This is a genomic window from Pseudomonas sp. BF-R-24 (genome assembly GCF_019947335.1).
Taxonomy (GTDB): domain Bacteria; phylum Pseudomonadota; class Gammaproteobacteria; order Pseudomonadales; family Pseudomonadaceae; genus Aquipseudomonas; species Aquipseudomonas jessenii.
Map to the genome: position 1 here is coordinate 88,591 of NZ_JAGYGG010000012.1, position 16,372 is coordinate 104,962.

The window sequence follows — 16,372 nt, forward strand, 5'->3', positions numbered from 1 at the left end:
GAAACTAACCCACACCGTCTGGGGTGTGGAGATGGGCGTATTCTTCGCCCTCATCAACAGGAATTAAAATGAGCGAAAGCTTTGCGGAACTCTTTGAAGAAAGCCTAAAAACCCTGAACCTTCAGGCAGGCTCCATCATCACCGGTGTTATCGTTGATATCGATTACCAGGCTCGCTGGGTAACCGTTCACGCTGGCCTGAAGTCTGAAGCACTCATCCCGCTTGAGCAGTTCTACAACGACGCTGGCGAACTGAACATCAACGTCGGTGACGAAGTTCACGTTGCTCTGGACTCGGTTGAAGACGGCTTTGGTGAAACCAAGCTGTCCCGTGAAAAAGCCAAGCGCGCTGAATGCTGGATTGTTCTGGAAGCAGCCTTCGCAGCCGAAGAAGTGGTCAAGGGCGTTATCAACGGTAAGGTTAAAGGCGGCTTCACTGTCGACGTTAACGGCATCCGTGCGTTCCTGCCAGGTTCTCTGGTTGACGTCCGTCCAGTGCGCGACACCACGCACCTGGAAGGCAAAGAGCTGGAATTCAAGGTCATCAAGCTGGACCAGAAGCGCAACAACGTTGTCGTTTCCCGTCGCAGCGTCCTGGAAGCCGAGAACTCCGCCGAGCGCGAAGCTCTGCTGGAATCCCTGCAGGAAGGCCAACAAGTCAAAGGTATCGTCAAGAACCTCACCGATTACGGCGCATTCGTCGATCTGGGTGGCGTCGATGGCCTGCTGCACATTACCGACATGGCTTGGAAGCGTATCAAGCATCCTTCCGAAATCGTCAACGTTGGCGACGAGATCGATGTCAAGGTTCTGAAATACGATCGCGAGCGCAATCGTGTTTCCCTGGGCCTGAAGCAACTGGGCGAAGATCCATGGGTTGCTATCAAAGCCCGTTACCCGGAAAGCACTCGCGTTACCGCGCGTGTAACCAACCTGACCGACTACGGCTGCTTCGCTGAGCTGGAAGAAGGCGTTGAAGGTCTGGTACACGTTTCCGAAATGGACTGGACCAACAAGAACATCCACCCTTCGAAAGTCGTACAAGTCGGCGACGAAGTGGAAGTCATGGTTCTGGACATCGACGAAGAGCGTCGTCGTATCTCCCTGGGCATCAAGCAGTGCAAATCTAACCCATGGGAAGATTTCTCTGGCCAGTTCAACAAGGGCGATAAAATCTCCGGCACCATCAAGTCGATCACCGATTTCGGTATCTTCATTGGTCTGGACGGCGGCATCGACGGTCTGGTTCACCTGTCCGACATCTCCTGGAACGAAGTGGGCGAAGAAGCCGTTCGCCGCTTCAAGAAGGGCGACGAGCTGGACACCGTTATCCTGTCGGTTGACCCAGAGCGCGAGCGCATCTCCCTGGGTATCAAGCAGCTGGAAAGCGATCCGTTCTCCGAGTACGTTCAAGAGAACGACAAAGGCGCCATCGTTAAAGGCATCGTGAAGGAAGTTGACGCTAAAGGCGCCATCATCACTCTGGCCGACGATATCGAAGCGACTCTGAAAGCCTCCGAAATCAGCCGTGACCGCGTTGAAGACGCGCGCAACGTTCTGAAAGAAGGCGAAGAAGTAGAAGCCAAGATCATCAGCGTTGACCGCAAGAGCCGTGTAATTCAGCTCTCGATCAAGTCGAAAGACGTTGAAGACGAGAAAGAAGCAATCCAGAGCCTGCGCGACAAGCCAGTAGCTACTGATGCTCCTGTGGCCACCACTCTGGGTGACCTGCTGCGTGCACAAATGGAAAAACAGAACTGAGTTCTGACTTTCTGTAAAAAAGGGCGACTTCGGTCGCCCTTTTTTGTGCCTGGCGTTTGGTGAATTGCGTTCGGATGCCTGGGGCGTGAACCAAAAACGCCGAAAGAAGGTCTGAATGTTTAGTCGGATCAAGCGCTTATTTGCAGCTAGTCTTTAGCCTGAGACTAATGATCGCCTGACAGGCTTTCTGGCAAAAGGACGTGAATGAACAAGCTCATTGTCGCAGTGGCAGTGCTGGCATTGGCGGGTTGTACCACCAGTGCCAAAACTCACGTAGTGCGTGGGGTTAGCGGTATTGAGGTCGATTGTTCGGGGCTCGGTTCGAAATGGGACAAGTGTTACAAGCGTGCGGCCAAGGAATGCAAGGGAACGGGCTACCAGGTCGTGGCAAGGTCTGATGATCTCAAGGAAGACGAGGAGGAGGGTGGGCTTTTCGGGTTCAACCCGGCAGGTTTCCTGACGCGCACTATGCTGGTGATTTGCCGATGACAGGGTGATCGTCCAGAGTCTTCCCGTTCCGGGGATCAAGCATTTTTTTGGGGGGGGGATAGATGGTAAAACTCAGGCTGTTCAAAATCGTGCAGGCGTGCTAAAACCTTTGAAGCGCTGATCTAGCTGCTTGAAAAAGAAGGGAAAAATATGACGAAGTCGGAGTTGATCGAACGAATTGTCACCCATCAAGGGCTGCTCTCATCCAAGGATGTGGAGCTGGCCATCAAGACCATGCTTGAGCAAATGTCCCAATGTCTGGCTACCGGGGATCGTATCGAGATCCGGGGGTTTGGCAGCTTCTCTCTGCACTACCGTGCGCCACGGGTAGGGCGCAATCCGAAAACCGGCCAGTCTGTCAGTCTCGATGGCAAGTTCGTTCCGCATTTCAAGCCCGGGAAAGAGCTGAGGGATCGGGTAAATGAGGATGAGGACGAGGATGTAAAGCAGTAATTGATATTTGCGGGAAGCTTTTCGATGAGTTATGTCAAACGCATAGTTTATTTTGTAATCGCACTGCTGATTGTATTTGCGACAGTCATTTTTGTGCTTGAAAATAAGCAATCTGTTTCACTGGTGTTTCTTGGGTGGTCGTCGCCTGAGCTTCCGCTAGCTGTATCGCTAATTTTGGTGTTGCTGAGCGGTATGGCAATAGGGCCTCTTTTAGCTTTTATTTTTGCGCAAAAGAAGAAAAGACATCCTGGAATTAGTTAAAATACGAGCTTGGAACATGAGGCGCAACATCATAAATGTATACTAGAAAAGGCTGGCCAGAATGACGAATGACCCATCGACCAAGCCCGGGTCGGATGAGATAGATTTATTTGAGTTGATGAGATCCCTTTGGGCTCAAAAAGTAATGATACTGTGCACTACCTTGGTTGTTGCTTTGGGTGTAACAGCTTATGCGTTTATCAGTAAGCCAGTATATGAGGCTCGTGTATATTTGCTGCCGCCTACTTTGAATGGAATCGCCGATTTTAACTATGGTCGAACCAAAGAGTTGGAGCTTACACCTTATGCAGTAAAGGATGTGTATGATGTTTTTACTCGCAACTTGCAAAGTGAGACTTTGCGTCGCGCATTCTTTCTAGATGTGTATTTGCCGTCGCTTTCTGAAGCGGATCGAAAAAAATCACAGGATTTATTGTATTCAAAATTTTTAAAGAAACTGACTATAGGGTTACCCTCCAAGGAACAACCAGATCGATATTCAATTTCAGTTCAGGATAATGACCCTGCGCGCGCAACCGAGTGGGTGAAAACCTTCGCAACAAATGCAGGAATAGCCTCTAAAAATGAGGTGATTACCAACGTTACGCGGGAAGCAGAAGTCCGCGCACGTAATATTGGTCAGCAAATCAGTATTTTGCGACAGACTGAAAGTGGGATAAGGAGTGACTCGATTAGCCGACTACAAGAAGCGTTGAGAGTTGCGCAGTCAATTGGTCTTGAAGAGCCTCCTATCATTGCTGGTAATGTTGCCGCCGAAGTCACTGCGACCATGGATGGCCAGTTGACATACATGCGAGGCACCAAAGCGCTGAGTGCAGAAATAAAAAATTTGCAGGAGAGAAAAAGCAACGATCCCTTCATAAAAAATCTTCGTATGCTTGAAATCAAGAAGTTTTTCTATGAAGACTTGCGGATTGATCCCTCCGGCGTTGCTGTTTATCGGCAAGATGGATCGATTGAGATACCTGACGAACCCATCAAGCCAAAGAAAATGCTGTACATAGGGTTGGCTGTGATTGGAGGTGGGCTCTTGGGTTTACTGATTGGTTTGGTTCGTTATTTGTGGGATCGGCGTAGAGTGCTTTCTTGAGGTTTCTCTAAGGCAAGCGTTGGATAATAGGCGCTTGCGTTGATTCTTCGGCGGCATTGTGCGAGATCAGGTTAGTGAATGTACAATCAGTCTTTGGTTTTCGACTGGTTACCGGTTACCAGTGCAATCACTTCTCTCGGTTGTGAGCAGGAAACACAGGGCTTGGCTTACATACTTTAAAGCAAGCTTGTAACTGGTAATGGTAGAAATATTAATACTTAGCACTACAAATTCAATTGGTACATCAAGAATGGCCTATCTAACCGACGAAGAACTTCAAAAATTGGGTTTCAAGAGTCTTGGCAAGCAGGTAAAGATCAGCGACAAGGCGTGTATTTACAATGCGGACAAAATTGAGATAGGTGATTTTTCCAGGATTGACGATTTTTGTGTGATCTCGGGACGCGTAAAAATTGGTCGGTACAATCACATCACGCCGATGTGTCTTGTCGCTGGAGGTATTCCTGGTATCTTCATGGAAGATTTTTGTACGTTGGCATATGGCGTAAAAGTCTTTTCGCAATCGGACGATTATAGCGGCGAGACGTTGACCAACTCTCTCGTTCCGAAAAAATTCAAGAACGAGAAATTTTCCGCTGTTCGACTCGGCAGGCATGTCATTGTGGGAGCGGGGGCGGTTATTTTTCCGGGTGTTGAGATATCAGAAGGTTGTTCTATAGGCTCAATGGCATTAGTCACTAGGTCGACTGAGGCATGGGGGATATATGCCGGCGTGCCAGCGAAGTTTATAAAACAACGTAAAAAAGATCTGCTGAAACTCGAAGTCGAATTTTTAAGTGAGCAAAAAAATGATCCCATTTAATAAGCCGCCATATACTGGTAATGAAGATCAGTACGTTCTCCGTGCCATGCGCAGTGGCAAAATGTCGGGAGATGGTGAGTTCACTGCTTTGTGCCATCAGTGGTTTGAGAAAAAGTTGGGCTGCGCCAAGGCACTATTGACGCCTTCCTGTACTCAGGCATTGGAAATGGCCGCAATTCTAATCGATATTCAGCCTGGTGATGAAGTCATCATGCCAAGCTATACCTTTGTGAGTACGGCAAACGCCTTTGTGCTGCGAGGGGCAAAAATCGTGTTTGTCGACATTCGTCCAGACACAATGAACATTGATGAAGCCCTGATTGAGGGTGCTATTACATCTCGGACCAAGGCGATCGTGCCTGTACATTATGCAGGCGTCGCTTGCGAGATGGATACAATAATGGATATTGCCAAGCGCAATGGTTTGTTTGTAATAGAGGACGCTGCTCAGGGAATGATGTCCACCTACAAAGGGCGTCAACTGGGTTCTATTGGTCACATGGCTGCCTTTAGTTTTCACGAAACAAAAAACTTTACAAGTGGTGGTGAAGGGGGGTTGTTGATTATTAATGATGCTCGCTTCGTTGCTCGTGCAGAAATAATCCGCGAAAAAGGGACAAATCGGAGTCAATTTTTTCGAGGGATGATTGATAAATATACATGGGTAGATGTAGGAAGCAGTTATCTTCCTGGTGAGCTGCAAGCAGCTTATTTGTATGGCCAGTTAGAACGTTGTGAATATATAAATTCTGCACGTCTTGCCCTATGGGCAAAGTACCATGAGCATTTTAAAGCTTATGAAAATAAGGGGGTTGTTGATCTCCCTGTGATACCGGATGGTTGTGTTGCGAATGCCCATATGTATTATATCAAGGTGAAAGATATTGATGTGCGCACAGCGGTACTGAGTAAACTAAAGGACGTTGGTGTTGGTGCAGTGTTTCATTATATTCCTTTGCATTCGGCGCCCGCTGGAAAAAAACTTGGTGTGTTTTCAGGTTATGATAAGTTTACCACCCGTGAAAGTGAGCGCCTTATTCGCTTGCCTCTCTGGTTAGGTATGAATACGGATGAGGAAAATGAAGTCAAGAGCCAAGTAACTGCAGCGATTATGTCCTGTGGCGCGTAACGAGTGCAGCGACAAACTTCAGTATCGGAAAGCTGTTTCCAGCGCCGTATTGACGACTCTTGCCCAGGCTTCAAAAATAGTTGTTGGCTTTCTGATTCTTAAGCTAATCGCTCTATATTTGGGGCCGGACGGGCTGGGGAAGCTTGGCCACTTTATGAGTCTGACTTCGATACTCGCTCTGTTGGCTGGCGGAGGTATCACTCATGGCGTCATAAAGTATTCCGCTGAGTACAGAAATGACAAATTTGGTCTCTATAGGCTTTTGAGTACGGCCTCGGCTTTTGCATTTGTCTTTTCTGTTTCTTTTGCTTTGTTGTTTTTGCTTTTTTCTCATCCGATATCAGTGTTCATACTTGGGGATAGTAGTCTCGCCTGGGTTATATCATTGTTATCGGTTTTTCAGCTCGTGCTAGCCTTTAATATGCTGTTCTCCTCTGTCGCAAATGGACTTGCTGATGTTAAGTCGTTCGCACTTGCTCAGATAATTGGGAACTTAATCTCATTGCCTTTTGCTTGGTTGCTGATATTAAAATTTGGGTTGCCGGGTGCGGCGATAGCGATTATATCGATCTTGGCAATGGCGATATTTCCAAGTGTTTATTTGTATCTGAGGTCTTCACTACGTTTCAGGTTCAGACGTAGGAAAATAGATCCGCTTTTACTTAAAAAATTAAGCTGGTTCAGTTTGATGTTGTGCGTGAGTGCGATCGCATTTCCCGTTGTCGAGATTTATATTCGACAAAATTTAATTACTAATGCCGGCTACACCCAGGCGGGAATTTGGCAAGGTCTAATTAGGCTTTCCAGTGCATATTTGGGTTTTTTTAGTGTCTTTTTGGCATCCTATTTCATGCCGATGATATCTAGGATCAATAATAAAAGAGAAGTAGAGCAACTTACCCATAAGTTTGTAGTTTTTGTCATGGTTGTCTTCGCAGTCGGAGGCGGGACGCTTTATTTTGGGCGGGATTTTTTTGTCCCCTTGCTGCTCTCTAAAGAGTTCGAAGAGCTAAATGAATTTTTACTATACCAGTTAATTGGTGATTTTTTCAAAGCCTCTAACTATGTCATTGGTTTTGTTGCAGTTGCGAGAGCAGCAACCCGGATTTACATTATTTCAGAGGTTTTTCAAGCTGGTTTATTTGTATCTCTAAGCTTATTGATGGGGCAGTTTATTGTTGGCGCAGAAGGGGTCACGGTTGCGTATATGATGTCCTATATCATCTGTTTCCTGGTGAGTATTCTTGCGTTGAAGTTTTGGGTGCGTAACTGATGTCTTTTGAGTTTGTTTGGCCTATTTACGCTATGTTCATATTTTTGACCATTTCCGGTGGTACGGAAATGTTGATTAAACAAGGTTGGGTCAAGCAACTTGCGGTTTTTTCATCCGCTATAGCTCTCGTGATATTAGCGGCACTGCGGAGTTTGGGGGTCGGTAGCGATGACGTTGCCTACGCGCAAATGTTCACGGATGTTCCGTTTTTTTTTGGATGTGATGAGTTTTTATGCGGTTATAGCTACTCCCAGTTCAATGTGGAACTCGGATTTTTTACCCTGCTGTCTATGTTGCGCGGTTTTGGTGGCGAGCCTTTCGTGCTTTTCAGTGTGGTTGCATTAGCCTCTGTAGCGCTGAACGTCAGGGCGATAAAGTTTTTTTCTCCCCATGTCGGTGCTGCGATCCTTGTATATTTTTGTCATTTTTATCTTAATAAAGAACTAAATGCCATACGTCTTGGTTTGGCCTCTGCGCTTCTATTTTGGGCCGCGACGTTTATTCCTGTGCGGAAGATCGGTATGTTCATGCTTCTGCTGATCTGTGCCGCATTTGTGCATGTGTCATCATTGTTGATTCTACTACCGTTCGCTATTTATCAACTTCGACCAAGTCGCAGTGTATACGCGGCCGTCGCATTTTTTCTCCTGGCCTTTACGGCGCTTTTTGATATACAAACATTTTTTTCATATTTGATTAATTTTGGGTTTATAGGTGAGAAAATAAATCTGTATCTCAATGCGGAGATATATAATTACCCGTTACCCTTGTTTAGTGCTGTAAATTTAAAGAATTTGTTTTTTGTAGGGCTTGCTTTGACTTTTTGGTGCAGAATTTCAAGTAGATATGAGCATTTTGAATTGGTTTTTTGCTTCTTTTTTTGCGCAACTTTTATACGGATTGCATTGGGCGATTTTGCAATTGTCGCGGGAAGGAGTTATGCAGCCGTTTCGATGTTTGAATACGTCTTGTTACCGTTTATCATTTTTTCGTTGTTCGGCAAATGGTTGGGCTACGCTCTAATAGTGTTGTATGCAGGGCTGACTTTGTACTTGAATTTGACAGATAATGCGGGTTGGACAGGTGAAGCAGTTCAGTTTTTTAATTTCAATAATTAGTAAGTAGAGAGTAAATTGAAAAATATACTTTTTGTGATGGGTGGTCTGTCCATGGGTGGCGTAGAAACCTACGTGGTCCGTTTGGCCACCGAATTACAGAAGCAAGGCCACACCGTTACTGTGATTTTGCTCTCCAGTAAGCATGATAATTTACTCTTCCAAAAGCTATCGTCCGTAGCAACAGTTTGCGTTGTTGAGTATTTCCCATTTTTTGGAGCGTCCAGTTGGCTAAATGCTTTGGTGCCTGCAAGTGCGTGTTCTCATACTCATTTTGATGTGGTCCATGTTGTTGATTTATTAACTTTGTCATATATGTATTTCCAGCGGGAAAAATATTCTTTCGATGCATTGTCTATCGGCATCTACCACTCTCGAGAAATTATTTGGTGGCGCGATCGAAATGTCTATTTTAGAAAAAAGATGCTTGAGCTGTACGATCAAAATGTAAAGCTTACTCTGTTTCCGAATGAAAGTACTGCGGAGATTGCGGCTACGTACAAGGCTTTAGATAGTAGTGAAGTGACATTATTGCCATTGGGTATATCACTTGAACATTATAGGATGTGTTGTCCTGGCAAGCTGTCTTTAAAGCTGTTGTCTGTTGGTCGCCTTGTGGACTTCAAAATTTACAATAGGCATGTAATATCTATATTGTCAAAGTTGCGACTTGTTGATAATTTTCATTATTTTATATATGGAGATGGGCCCGAAAGAGAAGCACTTGAAGTTTATTCGATCCAGTGTGGTGTAGCGCAGTTTGTCCACTTTATGGGTGAAGTAAAATATTCCGATCTTCCTGAAATTTTTAATGATGCTTTTTGCTTTATAGGCTCTGGTACCACTCTCATTGAAGCCTCGGCAGCGGGTGTGCCATCAATTGTTGGGATAGAATCAATATCGACTCCCCATACCTGTGGCTTTTTTTCGGAAATTGATGGCTACTCATACAACGAAGCTTCAGCCACAACGCGTCGAATTCCTATTATCGAATGCATAGAAGCGCTATATCGAATGGAAGTTCCTCAGTATAATTTACTGTCTGATGCGCATAGAGCTAAAGCTGGTCAGTTTAATATCGAAGATACAACTTCAAGGTTTATCGATTTGTCGAAATCTTATCCAGATTTCAAGATTCGATTCAATAGATGCCGAGCGATACTTTCTTTTGTGTACTCTATTGTCAAGCTTGGGCCGAAGGCTCTCAAGTCAAGATTTGATAGCATGTAAAGTGTTGCCCGAGTTTCTGGATCTGCAATATGTTGAAGTCATTTTACGGTTGCTCCAGCAGTTAGTCGCAAGGAAATTCAATGCTTAAACTCGAAAATGTAAAGTTGGCCGTCGTAGGCCTTGGTTATGTGGGCCTGCCGCTGGTTTTAGAGTTTGGCAAGAAAATGAGCGTGGTTGGGTTTGATATCAGCAAAACAAGGATTGATGCGCTGAAAGAGGCCCTATCAGCTCCTGAGTTATTGACTAAGTTGTCGACTGCAGCCGTTTTGCAGAGTGACAGATTTGATTGGGAAAACACCTCGAAAAAGACTTGGTCCGAGTTGCTCGCGTTGGCCAAACGCTCAAAAGAAGGTGCTTGCTAGATGAAAATCCTCGTGGTTACGCAATATTTCTGGCCTGAGTCGTTCATTATTAATGATTTGGTCAAGACCTTGACGGCTCAAGGGCACGACATCAAGGTTCTTACTGGTAAGCCAAATTACCCTGATGGTGTTGTCTATGGTGGTTACAGTGCTTCTGGATATCAGGAAGAAAAATTCGAGTCTTCCGTTAGTGTTTGTCGTGCACCACTCAGACCACGTGGTGCTTCCGGTGCAAAAAATCTTGTTCTGAACTATTTGTCGTTTATTTTAAATGGCCTTAAATATTACCCGGCCGCAGTAAAGGGTGAAAATTTTGACGCGATTTTTGTGTTTGCACCTTCACCTATTACTTCAGTAATTCCTGCGATTTACTTGAAGTGGAAACTCAAGAGTCATCTGGCTGTATGGGTTCAGGATCTCTGGCCGGAGAGCTTGAGTGCGACCGGGTTCATCAAGAACAAAGCAATATTGCGCGTTGTGGGCTGGCTGGTGAAAGGTATTTACGCCTTCGTCGATACGCTTCTTGTTCAGTCGAGGGCATTTCGAGAGCCGGTCGCCCGTTACGCCAACCCTGGCAAGGTCGTGTACTACCCAAACTCATATCAGGACGTGCCGCCGAGTCTCGAAGAGACCCGGATTCCCGCACCCTTGCTCGCGGAGCTCGACAACCATTTCTGTCTGGTTTTTGCCGGAAACCTGGGGACCGCCCAGTCGGTCGAAACCCTCGTTGAGGTAGCTGACAAGCTTCGCCATTTGTCGGAACTCAGGATTGTGTTGGTCGGCAGTGGCAGTATGTCGAACTGGATCGAAACCCAGAAGAAATCCCGCGGTTTGGACAACCTTGTTCTCGCCGGACGCTTTGCGGCCACTGAAATGCCACATTTTTTCAGTCGCGCCGAGGGATTATTGGTGACGTTGAAGCAGGATGAGGCGTTCTCCTATACCATCCCTAGTAAAGTTCAGGCTTACCTGGCTGCGGGGAGGCCGATTATCGCTGCGCTGGACGGGGAGGGCGCGCGCGTCATTCATGAGGCGGGAGCCGGTCTGACCACTGCAGCGCAAGACGCCGTAGGTATGGCCAACTGCATTGAGCAACTTTTTCGCATGACTTCGGATGAGCGGGAATCGTTGGGGCAGGCAGGTCGGGCTTACTACCTCGAGCATTTCGAAATGGAGCGGCAAAGTCAGCGTCTGGTCGAAATCCTCAGTAGCAGGATCAATGAATTAAAAGGTAGCTCAAAATGAAAGTTCTCGTGTTAGGGGTCACCGGAATGCTGGGTAGCACAGTGTTCAGGCAATTCCATGGAAACCCGCGCTACGAGGTGTGGGGCACTTTGCGCAATCCGGGTGGCTCAAGATACTTCTCTGAGGACATGCACAGTTCGTTGATCAGCAATGTCGACGTGCTTGACCAGGACTCGCTGGTTTCGGTGCTGGCACGGGTCAAGCCGGATGTCGTCATCAACTGCGTCGGGCTCATCAAACAATTGGCCGATGCCAAAGATCCGCTTTCCGCACTCCCTATCAATGCCATGTTGCCCCATCGTATTGCCAAGTTGTGTGCGTTGTCCGGCTCTCGCCTGATTCATATCAGCACCGATTGCGTATTTTCCGGCCGTAAAGGCATGTACGCCGAGGAGGATATCTCTGATGCAGAGGATCTCTACGGCAAGTCCAAGTACATCGGTGAGCTTCACACGGACCTGAATGCCGTCACCCTGCGGACCTCGATCATTGGTCACGAACTGGGGAGCCAGTATTCACTGGTGGACTGGTTCCTGTCCCAGAGCGGGTCGGTCAAGGGTTATGAGAAGGCCATTTTCTCTGGACTTCCTACCGTAGAGCTGGCGCGTGTCATTCGCGACTACGTGATCCCGAATCCGCAACTCCATGGCCTTTATCATGTGTCGGTGGCGCCGATCGACAAGCTGTCGCTTCTTAAACTGGTAGCTGAAGTTTATGAAAAGCAAATCGATATCGTCGCCGATAGTCAAGTTTCTATAGATCGTTCACTGGACTCCTCGAAGTTCCAGGCTGTGACCGGTTACGTTCCACCTTCATGGTTGGAATTGGTTAAATCGATGCGCGCGTTGCGTTGATCATTAAATTCAATCAGGTTTGGGAAGATCGTTATGTTCGATAATAAAGTTTTGATGATCACGGGCGGTACGGGCTCGTTCGGCCATACGGTGTTGAAGCGTTTTCTGGATACCGACGTAAAAGAGATTCGCGTATTCAGCCGTGACGAGAAAAAGCAGGAAGATATGCGCATTGCTTTGTCGAATGACAAAGTGAAGTTCTACATCGGTGACGTTCGTGATCGCGATAGCCTTGATCAGGCTATGGTGGGGGTGGATTACATTTTCCACGCCGCAGCCCTGAAGCAGGTGCCTTCCTGCGAGTTCTACCCGATGGAAGCCGTGCGTACCAACGTCATGGGTACCGAAAACGTTCTGAATGCGGCCATCGCTTCGGGTGTGCAGCGCGTTGTTGTGCTCAGCACCGACAAGGCTGTTTATCCGATCAATGCGATGGGTATTTCCAAGGCCATGGCTGAAAAGCTGATGGTAGCCAAATCGCGGATGATTCCGGCGACAGGCCCGGTGATCTGCGCAACCCGCTACGGTAACGTCATGGCATCCCGTGGTTCGGTGATCCCGTTGTTCATCAATCAACTGCAGAGCGGTGAGCCGCTGACCGTCACCGACCCGAACATGACACGCTTCCTGATGTCGCTCGAGGATTCTGTTGACCTGGTTCTGCACGCGTTCGAACACGCCGAGCAAGGCGATATTTTCGTCCAGAAAGCACCTGCCTCGACAGTGGCGGACCTGGCGCAAGCGCTCAAGGAGCTGTTCGCTCGTGACAATGCCGTCAAGGTCATCGGTACCCGCCACGGTGAAAAACTTTACGAGTCGCTGATCTCCCGTGAAGAAATGGCCAAGGCCGAAGACATGGGGCGCTACTACCGTATTCCTTCGGACAATCGCGACCTTAACTACAAGAAGTTTTTTGTTGAGGGCGAACAGGAGATTTCCGATCTCGACGACTACACCTCCCACAACACCGAGCGTCTTGATGTAGAAGGCGTGAAGAAAGTTCTGTTGAATCTGGAATACATTCAGGAGCAACTTGATGCTTAAGGTCATGACGCTGGTTGGTACGCGACCAGAACTTATCAAGATGAGCCGCGTTATTGCCGAGCTTGATAAGCAGGTTAATCATGTACTGGTTCACTCGGGTCAAAACTACGACTTCGAATTGAATCAGGTTTTTTTCGACGATCTTGAAATTCGCAAGCCTGATTACTTCCTGGGTGCCGCCGGTGATACCGCTGCCAAGACCATTGCCGAAGTGATTTCCAAGGCGGATGAAGTATTTGAGGCCGAAAAGCCTGATGCGCTTCTGCTCTACGGCGATACCAATACCTGTCTGGCCGTCATCGCCGCCAAGCGCCGCAAGATTCCGGTGTTCCACATGGAAGCCGGCAACCGCTGTTTTGACCAGCGCGTCCCTGAAGAACTGAATCGCAAGGTGCTTGATCACCTTAGCGATATCAACATGGTCCTGACCGAACATGCCCGGCGTTACCTGATTGCTGAAGGGATTCGTCCTGAAACCATCATCAAGACCGGGTCGCACATGGAGGAGGTGCTCGACTATTACATGCCGAAAATCCTCACCTCCGACGTGCTCGCACGAGAAGGCCTGGAGCAGGACAAGTTCTTCATCATCAGCGCTCACCGTGAAGAAAACGTCGATACGCCGGACAACCTTCGTGATCTGCTCAAAACGCTGCGAGCCCTGGCCGACAAGTACCAGTATCCGATTATCGTTTCCACGCATCCTCGTACCCGCAAGCGCCTGGAAGCGATCGGTGAATCGCTGGACCACCCACTGATTCGCTTCTCGAAGCCATTCGGTCTGCTCGACTACATCAAGTTGCAGATGTCGGCGTTCTGCGTGCTGTCCGACAGTGGAACCATCACTGAGGAAGCCTCTCTTCTGAATTTGCCTGCCATTACTATTCGTAATGCGCACGAGCGCCCAGAAGGGATGGACGAAGGCACTCTCATCATGAGTGGCCTGAAAGTGGAGGGCGTTCTGGATGCCGTACGTGTGGTAACCAGCCAGCATGATCGTACCCAGCGTGTTATCCCGGTCGTGAGGGATTACCAGGCAGGCCCTGTGTCGAAGCAGGTAGTTCGGGTCGTATTGAGTTACACCGACTACATCAATCGTACTGTCTGGTCGAAATCCTGAGCGCCGTCGAGGTTTGAAAAATGCGTGTTTTATTGACAGGTGCAACGGGCTTCGTTGGTCGTGCGGTATTGGGCCGCTTGGCGGCCTCTGACGATCTGGAGCCAGTGGCAGCCATTCGTGGGCACGCCTTGCCTGACTGTCCTTCGCGCGTTACTACCGTCCGAACTGCCGGGCTTAGTGCTGATACCGACTGGTCGCAGGCGCTGGATCATGTAGAGGTTGTCATTCATGGCGCGGCTCGCGTTCACGTCATGAATGACACCGAATCCGATCCGCTGGAGGCGTTTCGCAAGGTGAATGTCGAAGGCACGCTAAGCCTCGCACGGCAAGCAGCCGCGTTGGGTGTTCGTCGCTTTGTGTTCATCAGTTCGATCAAGGTCAATGGCGAAGGTACGCCGATCAATCAGCCGTACTTCGCTGACGCGACCCCCGCGCCTGGCGATCCGTATGGCATTTCGAAAATGGAGGCCGAGCAGGGGCTGCGCGAGATTGCGACCGCCAGCGGGATGGAAGTGGTGATCATCCGTCCGGTGCTCGTTTACGGCCCGGGTGTGAGAGCCAACTTTCTGAACATGATGCGTTGGCTGGACAAGGGCATTCCCTTGCCATTCGGGGCTATCCATAATCGGCGCAGCCTGGTCGCGCTCGAAAACCTTTCTGATTTGATCGTCACCTGCATCCGTCATCCGGCCGCCGCCAATCAGACCTTCCTCGTCAGTGATGGGGAGGATTTGTCCACGACACAATTGTTGACGCGGATGGCGCAGGCGTTGGGTAAACCTGCACGCTTGCTGCCTGTGCCGAGCGTATTGCTTGAGCGCGGTGCACAGCTACTGGGCAAGCAGGCTTTGTCCCAGCGACTGTGCGGCTCGTTGCAGGTCGATATAAGCAAAACTCGGGAATTGCTGGGCTGGACTCCTCCGGTCAGCGTCGATGAGGCGCTTGTGTCGGCTGCCAACTACTACAAGGAAAGGCAGCGCTAAGCTGGCTTATGACAGTGCCGGTTCAATTGCAGAATTGATTTTGGCTGTTTCAGGAAGTTGACCTTTGAACACAATATGGCTGTTGGCGTTGGTGGTGGGTGTTTCATTCTTGGGCACAGGTGCATTGCGCAAATACGCATTGGCACGCAGCTTGATAGATATTCCTAATGCGCGTAGTTCACATTCGGTTCCGACCCCTCGGGGTGGTGGTGTGGCTATTGTCGTGAGCTTTCTGATTGCGTTGCCTGTCCTGGCCTGGACAGATGCCGTGGCCTGGCCGATGGCGCTGGCTCTGCTGGGGGCCGGCGGCTGGATCGCAATCGTTGGTTTTCTCGATGACCATGGGCATATTGCCGCGCGTTGGCGCCTGCTTGCGCATTTCGGTGGTGCCATCTGGGCATTGTTCTGGATTGGGGGGATGGCGCCGATCAATCTGTTCGGCCACGAGTTCAGTCTCGGCTGGTTCGGTTATGTCATCGCAGCGTTCTATCTGGTCTGGATGCTCAATCTCTACAACTTCATGGATGGTATTGACGGTCTGGCCAGCGTCGAGGCGATTTGCGCCTGTGTCGGTGCTTGCCTGGTTTACTGGATCGCGGGCCACAGCAGTCTCGCCATTGCTCCGCTTGTACTGGCGATGGCCGTTTTGGGTTTCCTTGTCTGGAATTTTCCGCCGGCGAAGATCTTCATGGGCGATGCCGGCAGTGGTTTTCTGGGCATCATATTGGCGGTGATGTCGCTCTATGCGGCATGGACGAACCCACTGTTCCTCTGGGCCTGGCTCATTTTGTTGGGCGTCTTTATTGTTGATGCCACCTTTACCCTCATTCGTCGGCTGTTGCGCGGGGACAAGGTTTATGAGGCCCATCGCAGCCATGGATACCAGTATGCTTCACGAAAATATGGCAGTCATCGGGCGGTTACGCTGGCAATCGCTGCGATCAATTTGTTGTGGTTAGTACCAGTGGCTATATTGGTCGTCATGCAGTATCTCGATGGCGTGGCGGGATTGGTCCTGGCCTACGTGCCTATGGTGTTGCTGGCTTTCAAGTTTCACGCAGGCGAGTTGGAAATCGCTGGCAAGGCGTGATGGACGCATTGGTTTTTGAGTATTGCTTTA

Annotated in this window: 16 protein-coding genes and 1 pseudogene; all 17 read left to right on the forward strand. The window is 48.8% G+C overall.

The window, feature by feature from the left end; translation table 11 throughout:
* Positions 1-68 precede the first annotated feature (68 nt).
* The 17 genes and pseudogenes from rpsA (at position 69) to KGA98_RS12375 (ending at position 16,342) form a co-directional block, all read left to right on the forward strand.
* On the forward strand, positions 69-1,760 hold the full coding sequence (rpsA, locus tag KGA98_RS12295; RefSeq protein ID WP_007973639.1) for a 30S ribosomal protein S1: 1,692 nt from the start codon (positions 69-71) through the stop codon (positions 1,758-1,760).
* A gap of 204 nt (positions 1,761-1,964) precedes the next feature.
* The gene (locus KGA98_RS12300; RefSeq protein ID WP_223502426.1) at positions 1,965-2,249 is read left to right on the forward strand and encodes a hypothetical protein; all 285 of its coding nucleotides are present in this window, start codon (positions 1,965-1,967) and stop codon (positions 2,247-2,249) included.
* A gap of 150 nt (positions 2,250-2,399) precedes the next feature.
* Positions 2,400-2,702, forward strand: a complete 303-nt coding sequence (gene ihfB, locus KGA98_RS12305) for an integration host factor subunit beta (RefSeq protein WP_154910848.1) — start codon at positions 2,400-2,402, stop codon at positions 2,700-2,702.
* 24 nt (positions 2,703-2,726) lie between these two features.
* Complete coding sequence (locus tag KGA98_RS12310) at positions 2,727-2,963, forward strand: lipopolysaccharide assembly protein LapA domain-containing protein (RefSeq protein WP_223502427.1); 237 nt, start codon at positions 2,727-2,729, stop codon at positions 2,961-2,963.
* 61 nt (positions 2,964-3,024) lie between these two features.
* On the forward strand, positions 3,025-4,074 hold the full coding sequence (locus tag KGA98_RS12315) for an LPS O-antigen chain length determinant protein WzzB (RefSeq protein WP_223502428.1): 1,050 nt from the start codon (positions 3,025-3,027) through the stop codon (positions 4,072-4,074).
* A gap of 250 nt (positions 4,075-4,324) precedes the next feature.
* Positions 4,325-4,897, forward strand: coding sequence for an acyltransferase (locus tag KGA98_RS12320; protein ID WP_223502429.1), 573 nt, complete (start codon positions 4,325-4,327; stop codon positions 4,895-4,897).
* Complete coding sequence (gene rffA / locus KGA98_RS12325; protein ID WP_223502430.1) at positions 4,884-6,026, forward strand: dTDP-4-amino-4,6-dideoxygalactose transaminase; 1,143 nt, start codon at positions 4,884-4,886, stop codon at positions 6,024-6,026. The genes KGA98_RS12320 and rffA overlap by 14 nt, the downstream gene beginning before the upstream one ends.
* The gene (locus tag KGA98_RS12330) at positions 6,016-7,299 is read left to right on the forward strand and encodes an O-antigen translocase (RefSeq protein WP_223502431.1); all 1,284 of its coding nucleotides are present in this window, start codon (positions 6,016-6,018) and stop codon (positions 7,297-7,299) included. The genes rffA and KGA98_RS12330 overlap by 11 nt, the downstream gene beginning before the upstream one ends.
* Positions 7,299-8,417, forward strand: coding sequence for an EpsG family protein (locus tag KGA98_RS12335; RefSeq protein WP_223502432.1), 1,119 nt, complete (start codon positions 7,299-7,301; stop codon positions 8,415-8,417). The genes KGA98_RS12330 and KGA98_RS12335 overlap by 1 nt, the downstream gene beginning before the upstream one ends.
* A 15-nt stretch (positions 8,418-8,432) precedes the next feature.
* Positions 8,433-9,644 carry a glycosyltransferase family 4 protein gene (locus KGA98_RS12340; RefSeq protein WP_223502433.1) on the forward strand — a complete coding sequence of 404 codons (1,212 nt, stop codon included), beginning with the start codon at positions 8,433-8,435 and terminating at the stop codon, positions 9,642-9,644.
* Positions 9,645-9,724: 80 nt separating this feature from the next.
* Positions 9,725-9,862: pseudogene (locus tag KGA98_RS12345) on the forward strand (Vi polysaccharide biosynthesis UDP-N-acetylglucosamine C-6 dehydrogenase TviB); the annotation flags it as partial.
* 144 nt (positions 9,863-10,006) lie between these two features.
* Entirely contained in the window at positions 10,007-11,251 is a 1,245-nt protein-coding gene (locus tag KGA98_RS12350; protein ID WP_223502434.1) for a glycosyltransferase family 4 protein, read from the forward strand.
* Positions 11,248-12,105, forward strand: a complete 858-nt coding sequence (locus KGA98_RS12355) for a dTDP-4-dehydrorhamnose reductase family protein (protein ID WP_223502435.1) — start codon at positions 11,248-11,250, stop codon at positions 12,103-12,105. Before KGA98_RS12350 ends, KGA98_RS12355 begins: the two co-directional genes overlap by 4 nt.
* Before the next feature lie 33 nt (positions 12,106-12,138).
* Complete coding sequence (locus KGA98_RS12360) at positions 12,139-13,149, forward strand: polysaccharide biosynthesis protein (RefSeq protein ID WP_056727149.1); 1,011 nt, start codon at positions 12,139-12,141, stop codon at positions 13,147-13,149.
* On the forward strand, positions 13,142-14,269 hold the full coding sequence (gene wecB, locus KGA98_RS12365; protein ID WP_090457125.1) for a non-hydrolyzing UDP-N-acetylglucosamine 2-epimerase: 1,128 nt from the start codon (positions 13,142-13,144) through the stop codon (positions 14,267-14,269). The genes KGA98_RS12360 and wecB overlap by 8 nt, the downstream gene beginning before the upstream one ends.
* A 20-nt stretch (positions 14,270-14,289) precedes the next feature.
* Positions 14,290-15,252: a UDP-glucose 4-epimerase family protein gene (locus KGA98_RS12370; RefSeq protein WP_090457123.1), complete on the forward strand. Its 963-nt coding sequence runs from the start codon at positions 14,290-14,292 to the stop codon at positions 15,250-15,252.
* A 64-nt stretch (positions 15,253-15,316) separates the two neighbouring features.
* Positions 15,317-16,342 (forward strand): MraY family glycosyltransferase, encoded by a 1,026-nt coding sequence (locus tag KGA98_RS12375; RefSeq protein WP_223502436.1) that lies wholly within the window; start codon positions 15,317-15,319, stop codon positions 16,340-16,342.
* Positions 16,343-16,372 lie beyond the last annotated feature (30 nt).

Excerpts from the sequence above, each read along its gene's own strand:
- KGA98_RS12360 (WP_056727149.1), top strand. The coding sequence starts at position 12,139 with ATGTTCGATAATAAAGTTTTGATGATCACGGGCGGTACGGGCTCGTTC.
- ihfB (WP_154910848.1), top strand. The coding sequence starts at position 2,400 with ATGACGAAGTCGGAGTTGATCGAACGAATTGTCACCCATCAAGGGCTG.
- rpsA (WP_007973639.1), top strand. The coding sequence starts at position 69 with ATGAGCGAAAGCTTTGCGGAACTCTTTGAAGAAAGCCTAAAAACCCTG.
- KGA98_RS12320 (WP_223502429.1), top strand. The coding sequence starts at position 4,325 with ATGGCCTATCTAACCGACGAAGAACTTCAAAAATTGGGTTTCAAGAGT.
- KGA98_RS12335 (WP_223502432.1), top strand. The coding sequence starts at position 7,299 with ATGTCTTTTGAGTTTGTTTGGCCTATTTACGCTATGTTCATATTTTTG.
- KGA98_RS12310 (WP_223502427.1), top strand. The coding sequence starts at position 2,727 with ATGAGTTATGTCAAACGCATAGTTTATTTTGTAATCGCACTGCTGATT.
- KGA98_RS12370 (WP_090457123.1), top strand. The coding sequence starts at position 14,290 with ATGCGTGTTTTATTGACAGGTGCAACGGGCTTCGTTGGTCGTGCGGTA.
- wecB (WP_090457125.1), top strand. The coding sequence starts at position 13,142 with ATGCTTAAGGTCATGACGCTGGTTGGTACGCGACCAGAACTTATCAAG.
- KGA98_RS12350 (WP_223502434.1), top strand. The coding sequence starts at position 10,007 with ATGAAAATCCTCGTGGTTACGCAATATTTCTGGCCTGAGTCGTTCATT.
- KGA98_RS12315 (WP_223502428.1), top strand. The coding sequence starts at position 3,025 with ATGACGAATGACCCATCGACCAAGCCCGGGTCGGATGAGATAGATTTA.
- rffA (WP_223502430.1), top strand. The coding sequence starts at position 4,884 with ATGATCCCATTTAATAAGCCGCCATATACTGGTAATGAAGATCAGTAC.
- KGA98_RS12300 (WP_223502426.1), top strand. The coding sequence starts at position 1,965 with ATGAACAAGCTCATTGTCGCAGTGGCAGTGCTGGCATTGGCGGGTTGT.
- KGA98_RS12355 (WP_223502435.1), top strand. The coding sequence starts at position 11,248 with ATGAAAGTTCTCGTGTTAGGGGTCACCGGAATGCTGGGTAGCACAGTG.